Source organism: Candidatus Paralachnospira sp. LCP21S3_A2, from assembly GCF_052118925.1.
GTDB lineage: Bacteria > Bacillota > Clostridia > Lachnospirales > Lachnospiraceae > Lientehia.
The window spans coordinates 118,606-135,074 of the sequence record NZ_JBQKGG010000002.1 but is presented as its reverse complement, the minus strand read 5'-3'; the positions used below and the strand labels follow the sequence as shown (position 1 = coordinate 135,074).

General features: G+C 46.6%; 13 protein-coding genes. 11 read left to right on the top strand and 2 right to left on the bottom strand.

The window, feature by feature from the left end; genetic code table 11:
• The first annotated feature begins 9 nt into the window (after window positions 1–9).
• Together ACTQ3K_RS02580 and ACTQ3K_RS02575 are read left to right on the top strand one after the other, a co-directional pair.
• Window positions 10–711, top strand: coding sequence for an alpha/beta fold hydrolase (locus ACTQ3K_RS02580; RefSeq protein ID WP_441565458.1), 702 nt, complete (start codon window positions 10–12; stop codon window positions 709–711).
• Between the two features lie 78 nt (window positions 712–789).
• Entirely contained in the window at window positions 790–1,641 is an 852-nt protein-coding gene (locus tag ACTQ3K_RS02575; RefSeq protein ID WP_441565456.1) for a DegV family protein, read from the top strand.
• 178 nt (window positions 1,642–1,819) lie between these two features.
• On the opposite strand, the gene ACTQ3K_RS02570 is transcribed toward ACTQ3K_RS02575, so the two are convergent.
• Complete coding sequence (locus ACTQ3K_RS02570; RefSeq protein WP_441565454.1) at window positions 1,820–3,199, bottom strand: citrate/2-methylcitrate synthase; 1,380 nt, start codon at window positions 3,197–3,199, stop codon at window positions 1,820–1,822.
• 324 nt (window positions 3,200–3,523) lie between these two features.
• Between ACTQ3K_RS02570 and ACTQ3K_RS02565 the strand changes: the two genes are divergently transcribed.
• The 9 genes from ACTQ3K_RS02565 (at window position 3,524) to ACTQ3K_RS02525 (ending at window position 15,003) form a co-directional block, all read left to right on the top strand.
• Window positions 3,524–4,801, top strand: a complete 1,278-nt coding sequence (locus tag ACTQ3K_RS02565) for a homoserine dehydrogenase (protein WP_441565452.1) — start codon at window positions 3,524–3,526, stop codon at window positions 4,799–4,801.
• Window positions 4,802–5,183: 382 nt separating this feature from the next.
• Window positions 5,184–6,686 carry an N-6 DNA methylase gene (locus ACTQ3K_RS02560; protein ID WP_441565450.1) on the top strand — a complete coding sequence of 501 codons (1,503 nt, stop codon included), beginning with the start codon at window positions 5,184–5,186 and terminating at the stop codon, window positions 6,684–6,686.
• Window positions 6,687–6,694: 8 nt separating this feature from the next.
• Window positions 6,695–7,192 carry a hypothetical protein gene (locus ACTQ3K_RS02555; protein ID WP_441565448.1) on the top strand — a complete coding sequence of 166 codons (498 nt, stop codon included), beginning with the start codon at window positions 6,695–6,697 and terminating at the stop codon, window positions 7,190–7,192.
• Window positions 7,193–7,244: 52 nt separating this feature from the next.
• Window positions 7,245–8,387, top strand: coding sequence for a restriction endonuclease subunit S (locus tag ACTQ3K_RS02550; RefSeq protein WP_441565446.1), 1,143 nt, complete (start codon window positions 7,245–7,247; stop codon window positions 8,385–8,387).
• 14 nt (window positions 8,388–8,401) lie between these two features.
• The gene (locus tag ACTQ3K_RS02545; RefSeq protein WP_441565444.1) at window positions 8,402–8,875 is read left to right on the top strand and encodes a DUF3990 domain-containing protein; all 474 of its coding nucleotides are present in this window, start codon (window positions 8,402–8,404) and stop codon (window positions 8,873–8,875) included.
• Window positions 8,875–9,333 carry a hypothetical protein gene (locus ACTQ3K_RS02540; protein ID WP_441565442.1) on the top strand — a complete coding sequence of 153 codons (459 nt, stop codon included), beginning with the start codon at window positions 8,875–8,877 and terminating at the stop codon, window positions 9,331–9,333. The genes ACTQ3K_RS02545 and ACTQ3K_RS02540 overlap by 1 nt, the downstream gene beginning before the upstream one ends.
• A 68-nt stretch (window positions 9,334–9,401) precedes the next feature.
• Window positions 9,402–10,370, top strand: a complete 969-nt coding sequence (gene xerA, locus ACTQ3K_RS02535; RefSeq protein ID WP_441565440.1) for a site-specific tyrosine recombinase/integron integrase — start codon at window positions 9,402–9,404, stop codon at window positions 10,368–10,370.
• 29 nt (window positions 10,371–10,399) lie between these two features.
• Entirely contained in the window at window positions 10,400–11,527 is a 1,128-nt protein-coding gene (locus ACTQ3K_RS02530) for a restriction endonuclease subunit S (RefSeq protein ID WP_441565438.1), read from the top strand.
• A 185-nt stretch (window positions 11,528–11,712) separates the two neighbouring features.
• Window positions 11,713–15,003 (top strand): DEAD/DEAH box helicase family protein, encoded by a 3,291-nt coding sequence (locus tag ACTQ3K_RS02525; RefSeq protein ID WP_441565436.1) that lies wholly within the window; start codon window positions 11,713–11,715, stop codon window positions 15,001–15,003.
• A gap of 88 nt (window positions 15,004–15,091) precedes the next feature.
• On the opposite strand, the gene ACTQ3K_RS02520 is transcribed toward ACTQ3K_RS02525, so the two are convergent.
• The gene (locus tag ACTQ3K_RS02520) at window positions 15,092–16,426 is read right to left on the bottom strand and encodes a uracil-xanthine permease family protein (protein ID WP_441565435.1); all 1,335 of its coding nucleotides are present in this window, start codon (window positions 16,424–16,426) and stop codon (window positions 15,092–15,094) included.
• Window positions 16,427–16,469: the final 43 nt, after the last annotated feature.

The window sequence follows — 16,469 nt, the reverse complement described above, 5'->3', positions numbered from 1 at the left end:
AGGCAGAACGTGGAAAATGAGATATTCAGGCTGTATTATGAGGAGAGCGGGGCGGGAGAACCACTGATCCTGCTCCATGGAAATGGCGAAAACCGGATGATTTTCAAGGCACAGAGGGATTATTTTGAAGCAAAGTACCGGGTGATCGCCGTTGATACGAGAGGACATGGAAAATCACCGAGGGGAACCGGCCCGTTTACGTTGGAGCAGTTTGCGGAGGATCTGAAGGCTCTGCTGGATCAGATGGGGTTAACGAAGATCCATCTTTTAGGCTTCAGCGATGGAGCCAATATTGCCATGCTGTTTGCGATCCGTTATCCGGAATATTTAAAAAGCCTGATCTTAAATGGCGGAAACACGCGTCCGTCCGGGGTGAAACTGTCCATTCAGATCCCCATTGTCATGGGGTATGGGCTGGTATCGCTCATCGCACTGGCAGATAAGAAAGCAATTGCCAGAAAAGAGCGGCTGGCGCTGATGGTAAAGGAGCCTCATATTTCAGAGGCGGAGCTGGCAAAGATCCAGGCTCCGACACTGGTGATCGCAGGAACGAAAGATATGATCCGTCAAAAGGAGACAGAGCGGATCCGGCGGTGCATTCCGGACAGCCGGCTTACGATCCTTCCGGGAAGTCATTTTCTTATATCCGAACAGCCGGCGTTGTTCAACCAGACGGTGGAGAAATTTCTGGAAGAGAACAGAAGGATGTAAAACGGAGAAGCGTTCAGGCTGCAAAACCGTGGAGTTTGGCGGAGTATGAAAATGGAACAGAAAAGGAGAGGCGAAGCTATGAAGAAGGTTAAGATTATTGCAGACAGTACCTGTGATCTGACAGACGAACTGTTTGAACAGTATGACATTGATATGATTCCGCTGTGCATCATTATGGACGATCAGAGTTATTATGACCGGACCCAGGTGACGCCGGAGGAGATTTTCAGATGGGCGGAGGAAAAGAAAACGACTCCGAAGACCTCCGCGATTTCTATGGAAATGGCCATTGAAAAGGCAAGGCCGTATGTGGAAGAAGGACGTGATATTGTATTTTTCGGTATTTCCGAGGATATGAGTACCACCTGTAATGTGATGCGGCTTGCGGCGAGAGAGCTGGAGACGGATCGGATCTTTGTGATCGATTCCATGAGCCTTTCCACAGGGATCGGACTTCAGGTGCTGCGTGCTGCCGAGATGGCAGAAGCAGGTGCATCGGCAGAAGAAATCGTGGCAGCCATTGAAGGCGCCAGAGAAAAGGTCAGGGCAAGCTTTGTGGTAGATACATTAACGTATCTTGCCAGAGGAGGCCGCTGCTCTTCGGTGACTGCGCTTCTTGCCAATACCTTAAAATTAAAGCCCCGGATCGTTGTCAAGGACGGAAAGATGGGCGTAGATAAAAAATATCGCGGGCCGCTGGGAAAGGTTCTGGTGAAATACACAAAGGATATGGAACCGGAGCTTTTACAGGCAGATCCGGCGCGGGTATTTATTACCCACTCCGGCTGCGATCCGGAGACCGTGGAGCAGGTGCGGGCGTATTTAAAGAGCCTTGGGATTTTCAGGGATGTAATTGAGACAAGAGCCGGCGGCGTGATCTCAAGCCACTGCGGACCGGGAACCCTGGGCGTACTGTTTTACATGAGATAGAATTGAACGAATGTGACTTGTCATAGTTTATGCCGCATGTATATAAAAAGACCGGAGAGCCTGAATACTCTCCGGCCTTTTATTTCATAGGAAAGTTCGTCCTATGAAATAAAAACTATGTGACAGTTCCGATATGCGGCTGTCTGTTTTATCTCGCCTGTCATACAGGAGCCAATGGTTACATTCGATCGCCAAGCTCCACATAATCTCTATGGTGCCCCACATACTTGTAGGCGGGACGAATGATCTTGCTGGAGTTAATGAGCTCCTCCATCCGGTGTGCACACCAGCCGGAAATACGGGAGATGGCAAAGATGGGGGTAAAGAGCTCGTTGGGCAGTCCTAACATGTTATAAACAAAGCCGCTGTAAAAATCGACATTGGCACAGACATCCTTGTGGAGATTTTTCTGTTCCTGCAAAAGCTTGCAGGCGAGACGTTCCACAGTCTGGTAAAGGTTGAATTCTTCCGTACGTCCTTTTTCCTCCGAAAGAGCTTCCGCATATTTCTTCAAAATGACGCACCGGGGGTCAGACTTTGTATAAACGGCATGACCGATACCGTAGATCAGGCCGCTGTGATCGAAGGCCTCTTTGTTGATGAGCTTTTGTAAATAAGCCTGAACAGCTGCTTCATTGGACCAGTCGGAAACATGCTCCTTTAAGTCGGCAAACATGTTCTGAACCTTTAAATTGGCACCGCCGTGTTTGAAGCCTTTTAAGGAGCCAAGAGAAGCAGTAACGGCTGAGTAGGTATCTGTTCCGGTGGAAGATACAACATGGGTAGTAAAGGTGGAGTTATTGCCGCCGCCGTGTTCTGCGTGAATAACAAGGGCAACGTCAAGAACCTTAGCTTCTAATTCGGTATACTGTCCGTCGGGACGGAGCAGCCGGAGGATATTTTCCGCAGTGGAAAGCTCCGGTCTGGGATTCCGGATCACCAGGCTGTCATCCAGATGGTAGTGACGATAGGCCTGGTATGCATAAACAGAAACCAGCGGGATCTGGGCAATGAGGTGAAGCGACTGCTTCAGCACATTGGGGATCGAGATCTCGTCGGGGTTTTTATCATAAGTATAAAGGGTCAGAACACTTTTCTGGAGAGAGTTCATGATATCCTTGCTGGGAGCCTTCATAATGATATCGCGGACAAAGGTATCCGGCAAGGCACGAAAATGTCCCATCAGTTCCAGAAACTCTTCCAGCTGGGCTTCTGTGGGAAGGTTCCCAAAGAGCAGCAGATAAGTGATTTCCTCGAACGCAAACTTGCGTCCCTGGCAGCCGTGGATCAGATCCTGAATGTTATAGCCTTGATAATACAGGCGGCCATCAGCAGGGATTTTTTTTCCGCGTACCACATCAAAGCCGATAACATCGGAAATCTCGGTCAGACCGGTCAGCACACCCTTACCGTTGGAATCGCGCAGACCGCGTTTGACATCATATTCGGTATAGAGATTCAAATCTATGCGGTTGGAATTCCTGCAATATTCTACAAGCTGATCCAGACGGGTGTCGAAATCGGAATCAGTCGGGATAAATCTTTCATCGTCAGACATAGAGAAAAACCTCCTTAAAATAATTAACTATTACTTTAACAGGAATTTGGAAAATAGGCAATCCCCGAATCTTTTTTTGGTAAAAATATTGCTTTTCCGGGCAGGATTCTTATAAAAATTAGGTGGAAATGGTGGAAAATTTCCAAAAGAAACACAGGAAAAGCGGATGAAAAGCCGATGAAACAGGAAACAAGCAGAATGTTTCTCGGAGAAAAACGTTTGTTTTCGGTTGACAAACAGAATGTTTTTTCCTACAATCTATGAGGAATGAAAGTTCCATCGTAAACGGTGAGATCATCAAAGACAATGATATGGAGGAAACAGATGAAAAAAGTAAGAATCGCCCTGCTGGGGCTTGGAACCGTCGGCGGCGGAGTGTATAAATTGCTGGAGATGCGCAAAGATGAAATGCCGGAGCGCGCAGGTGTGGAGATTGAGATAGCAAAGATCCTGGTCCGAAATGTGGAAAAGGCGGCGAAGAAGGCAGACAGGAGTCTTCTGACCACAGACTGGCAGGAGATCATCGGAGATGATTCCATCAGCCTGATCATTGAGGTCATGGGAGGACTGGAACCGGCCGGTACCTACATCATGGAAGCGCTGAAGGCAGGCCGCCATGTGGTTTCCGCCAATAAAGACCTGATCGCGGCAAGAGGCGGCGAGTTATTGAAAACAGCAGCGGAACATCACTGTGACTTTTTATTTGAGGCATCGGTGGCAGGCGGAATCCCGATTCTCCGTCCTCTTCGTCAGTGTCTTATGGGCAATGAAATCACGGATGTTATGGGCATCGTGAATGGAACCACAAACTTTATTTTAACGAAGATGACCGATGAAGGCATGGAGTTTTCCGATGCCCTGGCGGTGGCACAGGAGCTTGGTTATGCAGAGGCCGATCCCACTGCCGATGTGGAAGGACACGACGCGGGCCGCAAGATGGCGATCATGGCTTCCATTGCGTTTCATTCCCGGGTAACCTTTGCGGATGTTTACACAGAGGGAATTTCCAGGATCAGTGCCAAGGACATCAAGTATGCAAGAGAGCTTGGCTGTGATATCAAGCTGTTAGGCGTAGCGCGGAATACCGAGGACGGGATTGAGGTCCGGGTTCATCCCATGCTGATCCCCAGCAGTCATCCGCTGGCCTCCGTCAAGGATGCATACAATGCAGTGTTCGTTCACGGCGATGCGGTCGATGATACGATGTTCTACGGAAGAGGCGCCGGTGAAATGCCCACAGCCAGCGCTGTGGTCGGTGATGTGATCGATGTACTGCGGAACATGGTCTGGGGCTGCACCGGACGGATCGGCAGCAGCTGCTACCGGGAGCTTCCCATCAAGAGCATGGGCGAGATCGAGAGCAAATATTTTATGCGGCTCCATGCACAGGATAAGCCCGGTGTTCTGGCCACTATCGCGGCAGTGTTCGGAAACAACGGCGTCAGCATTGCTCAGTTGATCCAGAAAAATACACAGGACGGCTTCGCAGAGATCGCCGTCATGACCGATCTGGTAAAAGAATGCTGCATGAAAGACGCTATGGCTGTGTTAAACGGTATGTCCACGATCCAGAAGATTTCCAGTGTGATCCGGGTACTGTAAGAACGAATTATGAGGAAAAGACGGTTTTGAGTGATATGTCTCCCAGAATACGGGGCGCCCGGTAAAGGGGCATATCAGACGGGCCGTCTTTTTTTATTTCATAGGAACGTTCTATGAAATAAAAAACGCTCCGCGGGGATCGCACTGCAGCGGAGGAGGCGACTTTGGGTTCAGATAATTATGTCATATAAAGTTTAATTTAGTCAAAATACAAAAAATGACGAAATTAAGACGCTTGACGGTGAAAATGAAGTATAGTAGATTATAAATATCCAAAATAAAAAACACCACCTACGGGGCATCAGCCGTTTCAGTGGTTCACTTATATGATACATAAAAATACGATTTTGTCAATGAAGATCATGATATTTGGGAGGAAACAATGGTTACTGGGGAACTGAAAAGTAAAATCGACAGCTTATGGGAAATTTTCTGGACAGGCGGTTTGACAAATCCGCTGGATGTCATTGAACAGATGACATATCTCATGTTTATTCGCGATCTGGATGATACCGATAACCGTCATGCAAAGGAAGCCGCCATGCTTGGACTTCCGTATCAGAGTGTGTTTGCGAAGGAAGTACAGATCGGAGAACGATCGATCGACGGAAGCCAGTTGAAATGGAGTGTGTTCCATGACTTTCCGGCGGCAAAAATGTACAGTATTGTGCAGGAATGGGTATTTCCTTTTATCAAAAACCTGCACGGGGATAAGGAAAGCGCCTATTCCAAATATATGGGAGATGCGATTTTCAAGGTTCCGACACCGCTGATGCTGGACAAGATCGTGACGGCAATGGACACGATTTATGAGCAGATGGCACAGATGAAGTCGGCGGATGTCCGCGGCGATGTGTATGAATATCTGCTCTCCAAGCTGGCGACCGCCGGTGTAAATGGGCAGTTCCGTACGCCACGCCATATTATCCGCATGATGGTAGATATGATGGAGCCGGGGGCTGATGAAGTAATCTGTGATCCGGCCTGCGGAACTTCCGGCTTTCTGGTTGCGGCCAGTGAATATCTGAGAGAAAATCGAAAGCAGGAGGTACTGTTCAACCGTCAGAATAAAGAACACTATATGAATCATATGTTCCATGGGTTTGATATGGACCGGACCATGCTCCGGATCGGCGCCATGAACATGATGACGCATGGCGTGGATAATCCGTTTATTGAGTATCGGGACAGCCTTTCCGACCAGAATCCGGATAAAGAAGCATACAGCCTGATTCTTGCAAATCCGCCGTTTAAGGGCAGTCTGGATTATGATACCGTTTCCGCAGATCTCTTGAAGGTGTGTAAAACAAAGAAAACAGAACTGTTGTTTCTGGCACTGTTTATCCGCATGCTGAAGGTGGGAGGACGCTGTGCCTGCATCGTTCCTGATGGGGTTCTGTTTGGTTCCTCCACCGCACACAAGGCAATCCGAAAGGAAATTGTGGAAAATAACCGGTTACAGGCGGTGATTTCCATGCCGTCCGGCGTGTTCAAGCCTTATGCGGGAGTGTCCACCGCGATCCTGATTTTCACTAAGACCGGTCACGGCGGAACCGATCAGGTCTGGTTTTATGATATGAAAGCAGACGGCCTCAGCTTAGATGATAAGCGAAGCCCGGTTACAGAAAACGATATTCCGGATATTGTTGCCCGGTTTCATAATCCGGAGGGAGAGAAAGAACGCCAGCGTACCGAGCAGTCGTTCTTCGTGCCGAAACAGGAAATCGCGGACAACGATTATGATTTAAGCATCAATAAATACAAAAAGATTGAGTATAAACCGGTGGAATATCCGTCCACAGAGGAAATCATGGCGGATCTTCGCGAACTGGAAATGAAGATCGGGGAAGAAATGGACGAGCTGGAGAAGCTGCTGGAAGGATAGTGGGCGATATGGAAGTGACAAAAGAACAGATAGAAGAACTGTTGAATAAAGCTTTGAAGCGATTCTATAAAAAAGATAGTTGTCTTGTTGATATGGTACCTGGAGTTAAACAAGATAATGGGGGGCATCATGTTGGAGAACGTGCGATTGTATTTCGCCTGGCACATTATATGCAGAATATTATGGATAAAATGCCAGTGTTTAAAGGTTATGTACTCGATTGTGAATATAATCGAGACGGAACAGATATTAAAAAATTGCAGGAGAAGTGTGTATATCCTGATGTCATTATTCACCAGCGCCAGAATAATGAAAATAATTTGCTTGTGATGGAAGTTAAGACATACTGGAATAATGATACCGGACAAGACATGAAGAAAATTGAGAAGTTTATGGATCCAGATGGAAACTATAAATATAAGTTTGGAGTAAGCCTTATTATCGAAAGGCAAAGAGAAAAAATGTCATTCGAGGTTTTGAGTGAAAGTGACAATTTGTGTTTGTAGGGGCCGCGAGCAAGCAGGCGTTAGTGTTGTAAGCGGATATAGGGGATGAAATATGGAGTATACAAAAATTAGAAACATCAATGAGTATAGTAGTGAAAGTATTAGCCCAATGAAAACACCGGGTACAATGTTTGAATTATATAGTGTGCCTATTTATGATACGGGACATCCAGAATATTTGCGAGGGGAAGAAATTGCGTCTAATAAAGTAATTGTAAAAAAAGATGATGTACTTCTTTGCAAGATCAATCCGCGAATCAATCGTGTGTGGGTTGTGGCAGATGAATCGCCATATCAGAATATTGCATCTTCGGAATGGATTGTTATAAGAAATTCTGAGTATAATCCAGAATTTCTTGCTTGGTATTTTCGTAGCCCTCAATTCAAACTGCTTATGACAAGTGAAGTTACAGGTATTGGCGGTTCTCTTACGAGAGCACAGCCTAGGGCAGTTGCAGAATATCCAGTTCCAGTGTTAAATCGGGAAAAACAGGATAAAATTGTAAAGATATTAAATGGTGTCAATCATATAATAAAAGCTTATCAAAAGGAAATTGAGAAATTAGATGAACTTATCAAAGCTCGATTTATCGAACTGTTCGGCGACCCCAAGCAGAACCCGAAAGGCTATCCGGTTAAGAAATTCGATGAAATTAGCGTACTCATTACCGATGGAGAGCACGCAACTCCCCGCCGTACTGATAAGGGCATCTATCTATTGTCCGCTCGCAATATCTTGAATCACGCACTTCAGTTAGACGATGTGGACTATATTGACGAAGAAGAGTATACTCGCATCGCTCATCGCGTCGTGCCGCAGGCAGGAGACGTACTCATTTCTTGCTCTGGAAGTATTGGAAGGTGTTGTGTTGTACCAGAAGAATTGCGGTTCCAAATGGTTCGGAGCGCTGCATTAATTCGATTTGATGATACAATCAAGCCCGTTTTTGCAGAATGGCTTATAACCTCCGATGAATTACAGCGACAGATTTCTATGTCAGCGACACAATCTTCGCAGGCAAATCTGTTCCAAGGTAAAATAAGAAAACTGCGTGGATATGTGCCACCGTTGGAGCTGCAGGAGCAGTTCGCGGCCTTCGTCGAACAGACCGACAAATCAAAAGCTGCCGTTCAGGCGGCGCTTGATAAAACGCAGCTATTATTCGATAGTCTTATGCAGAAGTATTTTGGTTGAATGGGAGGGGTTAAATGGCAAAAATAACGGTGTACCATGGAGGGTATCAGCCAGTCAAACACCCGGAAATCCGAGTGGGACGGAATACAAAAGATTTTGGAGTGGGATTTTACTGCACGATTATCAAGGAACAGGCGCAGCGCTGGGCGAAGCGTTATGCAACCAAGATCGTATCCATATATGATGTGCGGCTGGATTTTGATGATCCTGATTTAAAAATAAAAGAGTTTCGGGACATGACAGATGAATGGCTGGATTTTATTATTTCCTGCAGAGCCGGAACAAGTCATGATTATGATATTGTGATCGGAGCAATGGCGGACGACCAGATTTATAACTTTATTTCCGATTATATGGACGGAGTATTGACAAGAGAGCAGTTCTGGGTACTGGCAAAATTTAAATATCCGACGCATCAGATCAATTTCTGTTCAGAAAAAGCGTTAAAATGTCTGGAATATCGAGTATATGAGGAGGTGAAGGAGTAATGGAGCAAGGGCGTGAAAGCCGGAAAGATAATGATTTGTTTTTTACCTGTGCATTGATCGATTATATTGCCAGAAAAACAAAGAATACCAGGGCTGTGGTTGTAAATGCTCTTGGAAAAGAACGTTTAGAAAGAATCTACGAGCTGGCAGATGTTTACCATTGTGATAATATTGATCGGGTAAGTGACGATTTCATAGAAGAGGCGGGGATTCAACCAGGGACGTTTGATAATGTGGCGGATTGTAAGTATGCGATTCCGTCCCATTGGGATATTGGAAAAGTATATAAACGGCTGATCAAGCAGGTGGCGGAAGAAGAGCAGATCAGCGTCATCGAAGCGTTGATAAAGGTATATAATTCATTCCTCAGTCCAAAGATTGATGATTATAACAGCAGCATGTACTATGAGAATCCATCGTATTTGTTTGAATGCTACAGAGAAAATAAAGTAATCTAAAACATAGAGTTCGGTGGGCGGAAAGCCGGTGCAGGATGATGGTACACAGACGAAAGGAGTGTTTCATCATGGAGGAAAAGCTGGTCTTGATTCTCAACGAAATGGCAGAGTATCTGAGCATTACACAAATGAAAAAGTTACAGGAGGTGCTGCTGAAAAATCTTTCGGAGAACGAAGCTCCGAAGGCAGAGATCAGCAACACAGAATATCTGAAACTGTTTCTTGATGCGAAAAAGATTGAAGGCTGTTCGGAGCGGACACTGCAATATTATCGGGTGACGGCGGAGCGCTTTTTCCAGAGCGTTTTAACGCCGGTTCGGAAGATTACCACGGAGGAGATTCGAGCGTATCTTGCGGATTATCAGAAGATTAATGGCTGTGGCAAGGTGACGGTGGACAATATCCGTCGGAATCTTTCCAGTTTCTTTTCCTGGCTGGAGGAAGAAGATTATCTTTTGAAAAGTCCCATGCGGAGGATTCATAAGATTAAGACGAAGCAGCAGGTTAAAGAGATTATATCCGATGAGGCCATTGAGCTGTTAAGAGATCATTGTGCCTGTATGAGGGATTTATCCATGATCGATCTGTTGTATTCTACGGGGATTCGTGTGGGGGAACTGGTGAATCTGAATATTTCCGATGTGGATTTTGAAGCCCGTGAATGTGTGGTGTTTGGCAAGGGCGACAAAGAGCGCAGGGTATACTTTGATGCAAAAGCAAAGCTACACCTCCAGAACTACTTATCCAGTCGATCTGACAACAATCCGGCGCTGTTTGTAACGCTAGATGCACCTCATGACCGTTTGAAAATCAGCGGAGTGGAGATCCGACTCCGGGAATTGGGACGGAAGATCAATCTTCATAAAATTCATCCCCATAAGTTCCGGCGTACAATGGCGACTAGAGCAATTGATAAAGGAATGCCAATCGAACAGGTACAGAAGATTCTGGGACATTCCCAGATCGATACCACAATGCAATATGCAATGGTAAATCAAACCAATGTAAAAACATCCCATCAGAAATTCATTGCGTAAGGAGGATTTGTGTTTGTAGAGGTGGGACAATGGAATATTTGATGTTAAAAGAAGTTTGTAGCATCAACATGGGACAGTCACCAAGTTCAAATAGTTATAATGACAAAGGAGAGGGAGTTCCTTTTTTTCAAGGAAATGCAGATTTTGGTGAACGTTATCCTGTGACAAGAAAGTGGTGTTCAGAACCAACAAAAATGGCGGCAGCAGGAGATATTTTGATTTCAGTAAGAGCGCCGATTGGTGCAATGAATTATGCGAAAGAAGATTGTTGTATAGGACGTGGTTTAGCTGCATTGACACCAGATAAATCTAAGGTTTCTACAGAATTTATTTTTTGGCTACTCAGAGGTAAAGACGTAGAACTAAATAATAAAGGAACGGGAAGTACATTTAAGGCGATTAGCAGAAAAGTATTAGAAGAAACTTTAGTACCAGATATTTCATTAGAAAAACAACTGGAATATTCCAGTATACTTGAGAAAATTTATGGAATTATCCAGGCAAGAAAAAAAGAAATAAAGAGATTAGATGAACTTATCAAAGCTCGATTTGTTGAGATGTTTGGGAATCCTGTTGAGAATCCATTAGGTTGGCCAGTTAAAAAATTGAAAGAATTATCAGTTCAAATAAATAGTGGAAATACTCCTAAAGGCGGGGCAGCAGTTTATGTGAATAAAGGTATAATTTTTTTTAGAAGCCAAAATGTTTGGAAAGATAGATTGGAAATGGATGATATTGCCTATATAGATGTTGGTACTCACGAAAAGATGAAACGCAGTAGTTTAAAACATGGCGATATTCTTATGACAAAAACAGGACGAATAAATACTGAAAATAGTTCTCTTGGTAGGGCTGCTTTGTATTTAGGTGAAGATGATGCAGCCAATGTTAACGGACATGTATATTTTATTCGTTTAAAGCCAGAGGTGAATAATCAATTTATTCTTAGGATATTAGTGTCAAATGAATATCGTGATTTGATTAGAAGCGTATGTGTTGGCGGAATTGATAAAAGGCAGCTTAACAAAGAGCATATTGAAGAGTTTCCTATTATCTGTCCACCGATGGATATGATTGAAAATTATGTCGCGTTTAGTGATCAAGTCAACAAATCAAAATTGCCATTGATTAAACAATCTACCTTACAAAACATATGACAAAATACTTTGTTAGAGTTATAGTTGATAAAAAGAAAATGCAGATAAAGTAAAAACTTTGGCAGCATTTAATCTGCCGGGCCGGCGTGAAATGACTTGATGTGAAAGAAAGTGCCAGCATTTATTTGCCGGTAACATAACCTTTTTTAACGGCTAAAAACCATTGGGGAGGTGGGGATATACATATGACGAATTTCGATTTCCTGAAAAACGAGAAGAAATTCGATGGGTTTGCGGATGCGGCCATTGCGGCGGAGCGGATTCTGCCCATTGATTATACGGCATCGATTCTGAACTGCCGCCGGGCGATGGAAGCAGCGATCAAGTGGATGTATTCGGTGGACAGGGTGCTGGTGAAGCCTTGGGATGATAAATTGGTTAGTCTGATGAATACCGACGAGTTTCGGGATATTGTGGATGAGGATCTGCGGCGGCGGATGGATTATATCCGGAAGAGCGGAAACACGGCAGCTCATGGAGGGCGGAAAATCTCCAAAGAGCAGGCCGTGCTTTGCCTGGAGAATCTATATATTTTCATGGATTTTGTCGCGTACTGTTATGCGGATCAGTATTCGGAAGGGGCGTTTGATCCGGCACTGTTAGAAGAAAAGCCGGTAGAGCCGGTGATTCCGCCGGAAACGGAGCTGAAGCTGGACGAGCTGATGAAGGAGAACGCAGCGCTCCGGGAGCAGCTGACAAATCGACGTGAGGAACAGCAGCAGACGTATGTGCCGAAGCCTCTGGATATTTCCGAGTATAAGACCAGGAAGCTTTATATTGATTCCATGCTGGACGAGGCTGGCTGGATCGAGGGGAAGAACTGGCTCAATGAGTATAAAATTCCGGGGATGCAGAACAGTTCGGAGGTGGGATTTGCCGATTATGTGCTGCTGGGAGACGATGGCAGAGTGCTGGCAGTGATCGAGGCCAAGCGTACCTGTGTGGATGTTTCCAAGGGCAGACAGCAGGTGAAGCTGTATGCAGATCTCATTGAGAAGATGCAGGGACGCAGACCGGTGGAGTTTTTGACGAATGGATTTGAGACAAGGATCATTGACGGGCAGTATCCGGAGCGGAGAGTGGCAGCCATGTATTCCAAGCGGGATCTGGAAAAGCTGTTTAATCTGCGGAAAATGCGGTCGAGTTTATCTTATATTACGGTGGATAAATCCATCGCGGGCCGCTATTATCAGGAGGCGGCGGTCAAGGCGGTGTGTGACAGCTTTGGAAAAAAGAACCGCCGCAAGGCGTTACTGGTAATGGCGACCGGTTCCGGAAAAACACGTACCGTCATTGCGCTGGTAAAGGTTCTGCTGGAACAGGGCTGGGTGAAAAACGTACTGTTTCTGGCGGACCGAAATTCCCTCGTTACACAGGCAAAACGAAGCTTTGTGAATCTGCTGCCGGATCTTTCCGTAACAAATCTCTGCGAAGAAAAAGAAAATTATGGGGCACACTGTGTATTCTCCACCTATCAGACCATGATGAACTGCATTGATGCGGTTCGTGATGAGGAGGGAAAGCTGTTTACCTGTGGACATTTCGACCTGGTGATCTGTGATGAAGCACACCGTTCGATCTACAACAAATACCGTGATATTTTCCGATATTTTGATGCGCCGCTGGTGGGGCTGACGGCAACGCCGAAGGATGAGATCGACAAGAATACCTATGAGATTTTTGAACTGGAAAATGGGGTTCCGACTTATGGCTACGAGCTGGCTCAGGCGGTACAGGACGGATTTCTGGTTGATTTTCTGTCGGTGGAAACAACCCTGAAATTTATTCAGCAGGGGATCGTATATGATGAGCTTTCGGAAGAGGATAAGGAAGTTTATGAGGGAACCTTTGTGGATGAGAACGGGGAACTGCCGGAACGGATCGGTTCGTCTGCCCTGAATGAGTGGATCTTCAATGCTGACACCATTCGGGAGGTTCTGCATGTGCTCATGAGGGACGGACTGAAAATTGATTATGGAAATAAGATCGGAAAGACCATTATCTTTGCGAAAAATCATGCGCATGCGGAGAAGATTCTGGAGGTATTCGGGAAGGAGTATCCGAATCTGAACGGGTATGCGAAAGTGATCGATAATTATATCAATTATGCACAGAGTGCAATCGATGAGTTTTCGGATCCTGGTAAACTGCCGCAGATCGCTATTTCCGTTGATATGCTGGACACGGGAATCGATGTGCCGGAGGTTCTGAATCTGGTATTCTTCAAAAAAGTGATGAGTAAGGCAAAGTTCTGGCAGATGATCGGGCGCGGAACCCGCCTTTGTCCGGAGCTTCTGGACGGGGAGGACAAAAAGAAGTTTTATATCTTTGATTTCTGCGGAAATTTTGAGTTTTTCCGCATGAATAAAGGAAAACCTACTGCTAATATGATTGCGCTGCAGGGAGCCATTTTCAGCCTGGAGTTTGAGATTTCCTATAAGTTACAGGATTTGCAGTATCAGACGAAACGCCTGACGGCATATCGTGACAGGCTGGTGTCGCACATGGCAGGAAAGGTACAGGAACTGAACCGGGAGAATTTTGCAGTCCGCCAGCACTTAAAGTATGTGGAGCGGTATGCGGAAAAGAAGAATTATCAGACACTGACGTTTGAAGATACGCAGATGATCCGCCAGGAACTTGCTCCGCTCATTGAACCGGAACAGTACGATGCGAAGGCACTGCGGTTTGATGCGCTGATGTATGGGATTGAACTGGCTTATCTGGCAGGAAAGAACTACAGCCGGGGGCGTCATGAGCTGATGAAAAAGGCAGCTGCCATTGCCGGAATAGCCAATGTTCCGGAGATTATGGCGCAGTCGGAGCTGATCGGGCAGATTCTTCATACTGATTATGTGGAGAAGGCTGGAATCGAAGAGTTTGAACATATCCGGGAAAATCTTCGTGACCTGATCAAGTATCTTCCGGTGGAGCACCGGAGGTTTGATATCGATATAGATGACGAAATCCTTTCGTCGGAGTGGAAGGGGGCGGAGCTGGAAAACGATGATCTGAAAGCATATAAGGCGAAAGCAGAATATTATGTACGCCAGCATCAGGACAATGCAGTGATTGCCAAGTTAAAGAACAATGTTCCTCTGAAGGAGGCAGATGTGAAGGAGCTTGAAAAAATCCTGTGGAGCGAAGTCGGCACAAAGCAGGATTATGAAGCGGAGTATGGACAGAAGCCGCTGGGAGAGTTTGTCCGTGAAATTGTCGGGCTGGACATGGCGGCTGCGAAGGAGGCGTTTTCTGCCTATCTGGACGAGACAAGGCTGGACAGCCGGCAAATTTATTTTGTGAATCAGATTGTTGAGTTTATTGTGCATAATGGAATGATGAAGGATCTGTCGGTTCTCCAGGAGCTGCCCTTTACGGAACAGGGAAGTATTATTGATGTATTTACTGATCTGAGCGTATGGCAGGGGATCAGGAGCGTGATCGACCGGATCAATGCCAACGCATCGGCAGCATAAAATCAGTAAAATATAAGACAAATGCTCCTGACCGCAATGGCCGGGAGCATTGTTTTGTCACAGGAAACGAATTGGTTTGCCTGTCCGTTTACTTCTGTGTTGTTTCGATATCCATATTTTCCGGCAGTACCAGGCTCAGGATCACTGCCATGACAAAGACCACGGCCACGCAGTTGGCGGAGAAAACATCCTGGATCACCTGAGGGAAGATGTGCCAGATCTCCGCTTCGCTGGCGGAGGTGAAGCCGATGCCGACAGCCAGAGACAGGGCAGCGATGGTAATGTTGCGCTGGTTAAAGCCGGCCTTGGCAAGCATCTGGATTCCGCTGACCAGAATGGTTCCGAACATCATTAAGGTACAGCCGCCGAGAACGGATTCGGGGAGGCTGGCGAAGAAGTTGCCGATGGGCGGAAGAAGTCCGGCCAGGATCATAGCGGCGGCGCCGGTCATAATGGTGAACCGGTTTACGACCTTCGTCATGTTGACCAGTCCCACGTTCTGGCTGAAGGAGGTTAAGGGCGGGCAGCCAAACAGAGAGGAGAGGGCGCTGGAGAAGCCGTCGCAGGCCAGAGAGCCGGTGATCTCATGATCCTCGATCTCCCGGTTCAGACCGCCGGAGACCATGGCAGTGGTGTCACCGATGGTTTCCGCTGCCGATACCAGAAAGATGATGGTGACGGAAGCGATGGCACCGGGATGAAACTCAGGCGTATAAGGAAGCAGATGAGGGAAGGCGATCAGTCCGCCGGAGAAGATCTGGGAGAAATCGACCCGCCCCATGATAATGGCAGCAACATAGCCCACGACCAGTCCTGCCAGAACCGACAGCTGCTTCAGATAGCCCCTGGCAAAGATATTAAATAAGAGGCAGGTAAGCAGCGTAATGGAGCCGAGGATCAGGTTCTGGGCGGAGCCGAAGTCTTCTGCATAGCCGCCGCCGAAGGATCTTGTTCCGACGGTGAAGAGGGAATAGCCGATGGCTGTTACCACGGAAGCCGCCACCACCGGGGTGATGATTTTCTTCCAGTACCGGGCGAGAAGTCCGAGGACGCCCTCGATGATACCGCCCACTAAAACGGCCCCGATGACGGTACCATAGCCGTAGGATGCACCGATATAGCTTAAAATCGTGACAAAGGTAAAGCTGACGCCCATGACAATGGGAAGCCTTGCGCCCACCTTCCAGATGGGATAAAGCTGGATCAGGGTGGCGATTCCGGCCACAAACATGGCGTTCTGGAGCAGAATGGCGATCTGGCCGCTGCCTAAGCCTGATGCGGCACCGATCAGGGAAATAGGGGTTAAATTGGCCACAAACATCGCCAGGATGTGCTGCAGGCCGAAGGGAATTGCCTTGGCGACCGGAACCCGTCCGTCCAGGCGGTAAATGTTTCCGATGCTGCTGGATGTTTGGTTTTTCATACGTTCCTCCGTGAAAAAGAAATAAAAAAATAGGTTTCTCAGG

Excerpts from the sequence above, each read along its gene's own strand:
- ACTQ3K_RS02545 (WP_441565444.1), top strand. The coding sequence starts at position 8,402 with ATGGCAAAAATAACGGTGTACCATGGAGGGTATCAGCCAGTCAAACAC.
- xerA (WP_441565440.1), top strand. The coding sequence starts at position 9,402 with ATGGAGGAAAAGCTGGTCTTGATTCTCAACGAAATGGCAGAGTATCTG.
- ACTQ3K_RS02520 (WP_441565435.1), bottom strand. The coding sequence starts at position 16,426 with ATGAAAAACCAAACATCCAGCAGCATCGGAAACATTTACCGCCTGGAC.
- ACTQ3K_RS02550 (WP_441565446.1), top strand. The coding sequence starts at position 7,245 with ATGGAGTATACAAAAATTAGAAACATCAATGAGTATAGTAGTGAAAGT.
- ACTQ3K_RS02525 (WP_441565436.1), top strand. The coding sequence starts at position 11,713 with ATGACGAATTTCGATTTCCTGAAAAACGAGAAGAAATTCGATGGGTTT.
- ACTQ3K_RS02530 (WP_441565438.1), top strand. The coding sequence starts at position 10,400 with ATGGAATATTTGATGTTAAAAGAAGTTTGTAGCATCAACATGGGACAG.
- ACTQ3K_RS02560 (WP_441565450.1), top strand. The coding sequence starts at position 5,184 with ATGGTTACTGGGGAACTGAAAAGTAAAATCGACAGCTTATGGGAAATT.
- ACTQ3K_RS02555 (WP_441565448.1), top strand. The coding sequence starts at position 6,695 with ATGGAAGTGACAAAAGAACAGATAGAAGAACTGTTGAATAAAGCTTTG.
- ACTQ3K_RS02540 (WP_441565442.1), top strand. The coding sequence starts at position 8,875 with ATGGAGCAAGGGCGTGAAAGCCGGAAAGATAATGATTTGTTTTTTACC.
- ACTQ3K_RS02575 (WP_441565456.1), top strand. The coding sequence starts at position 790 with ATGAAGAAGGTTAAGATTATTGCAGACAGTACCTGTGATCTGACAGAC.
- ACTQ3K_RS02565 (WP_441565452.1), top strand. The coding sequence starts at position 3,524 with ATGAAAAAAGTAAGAATCGCCCTGCTGGGGCTTGGAACCGTCGGCGGC.
- ACTQ3K_RS02570 (WP_441565454.1), bottom strand. The coding sequence starts at position 3,199 with ATGTCTGACGATGAAAGATTTATCCCGACTGATTCCGATTTCGACACC.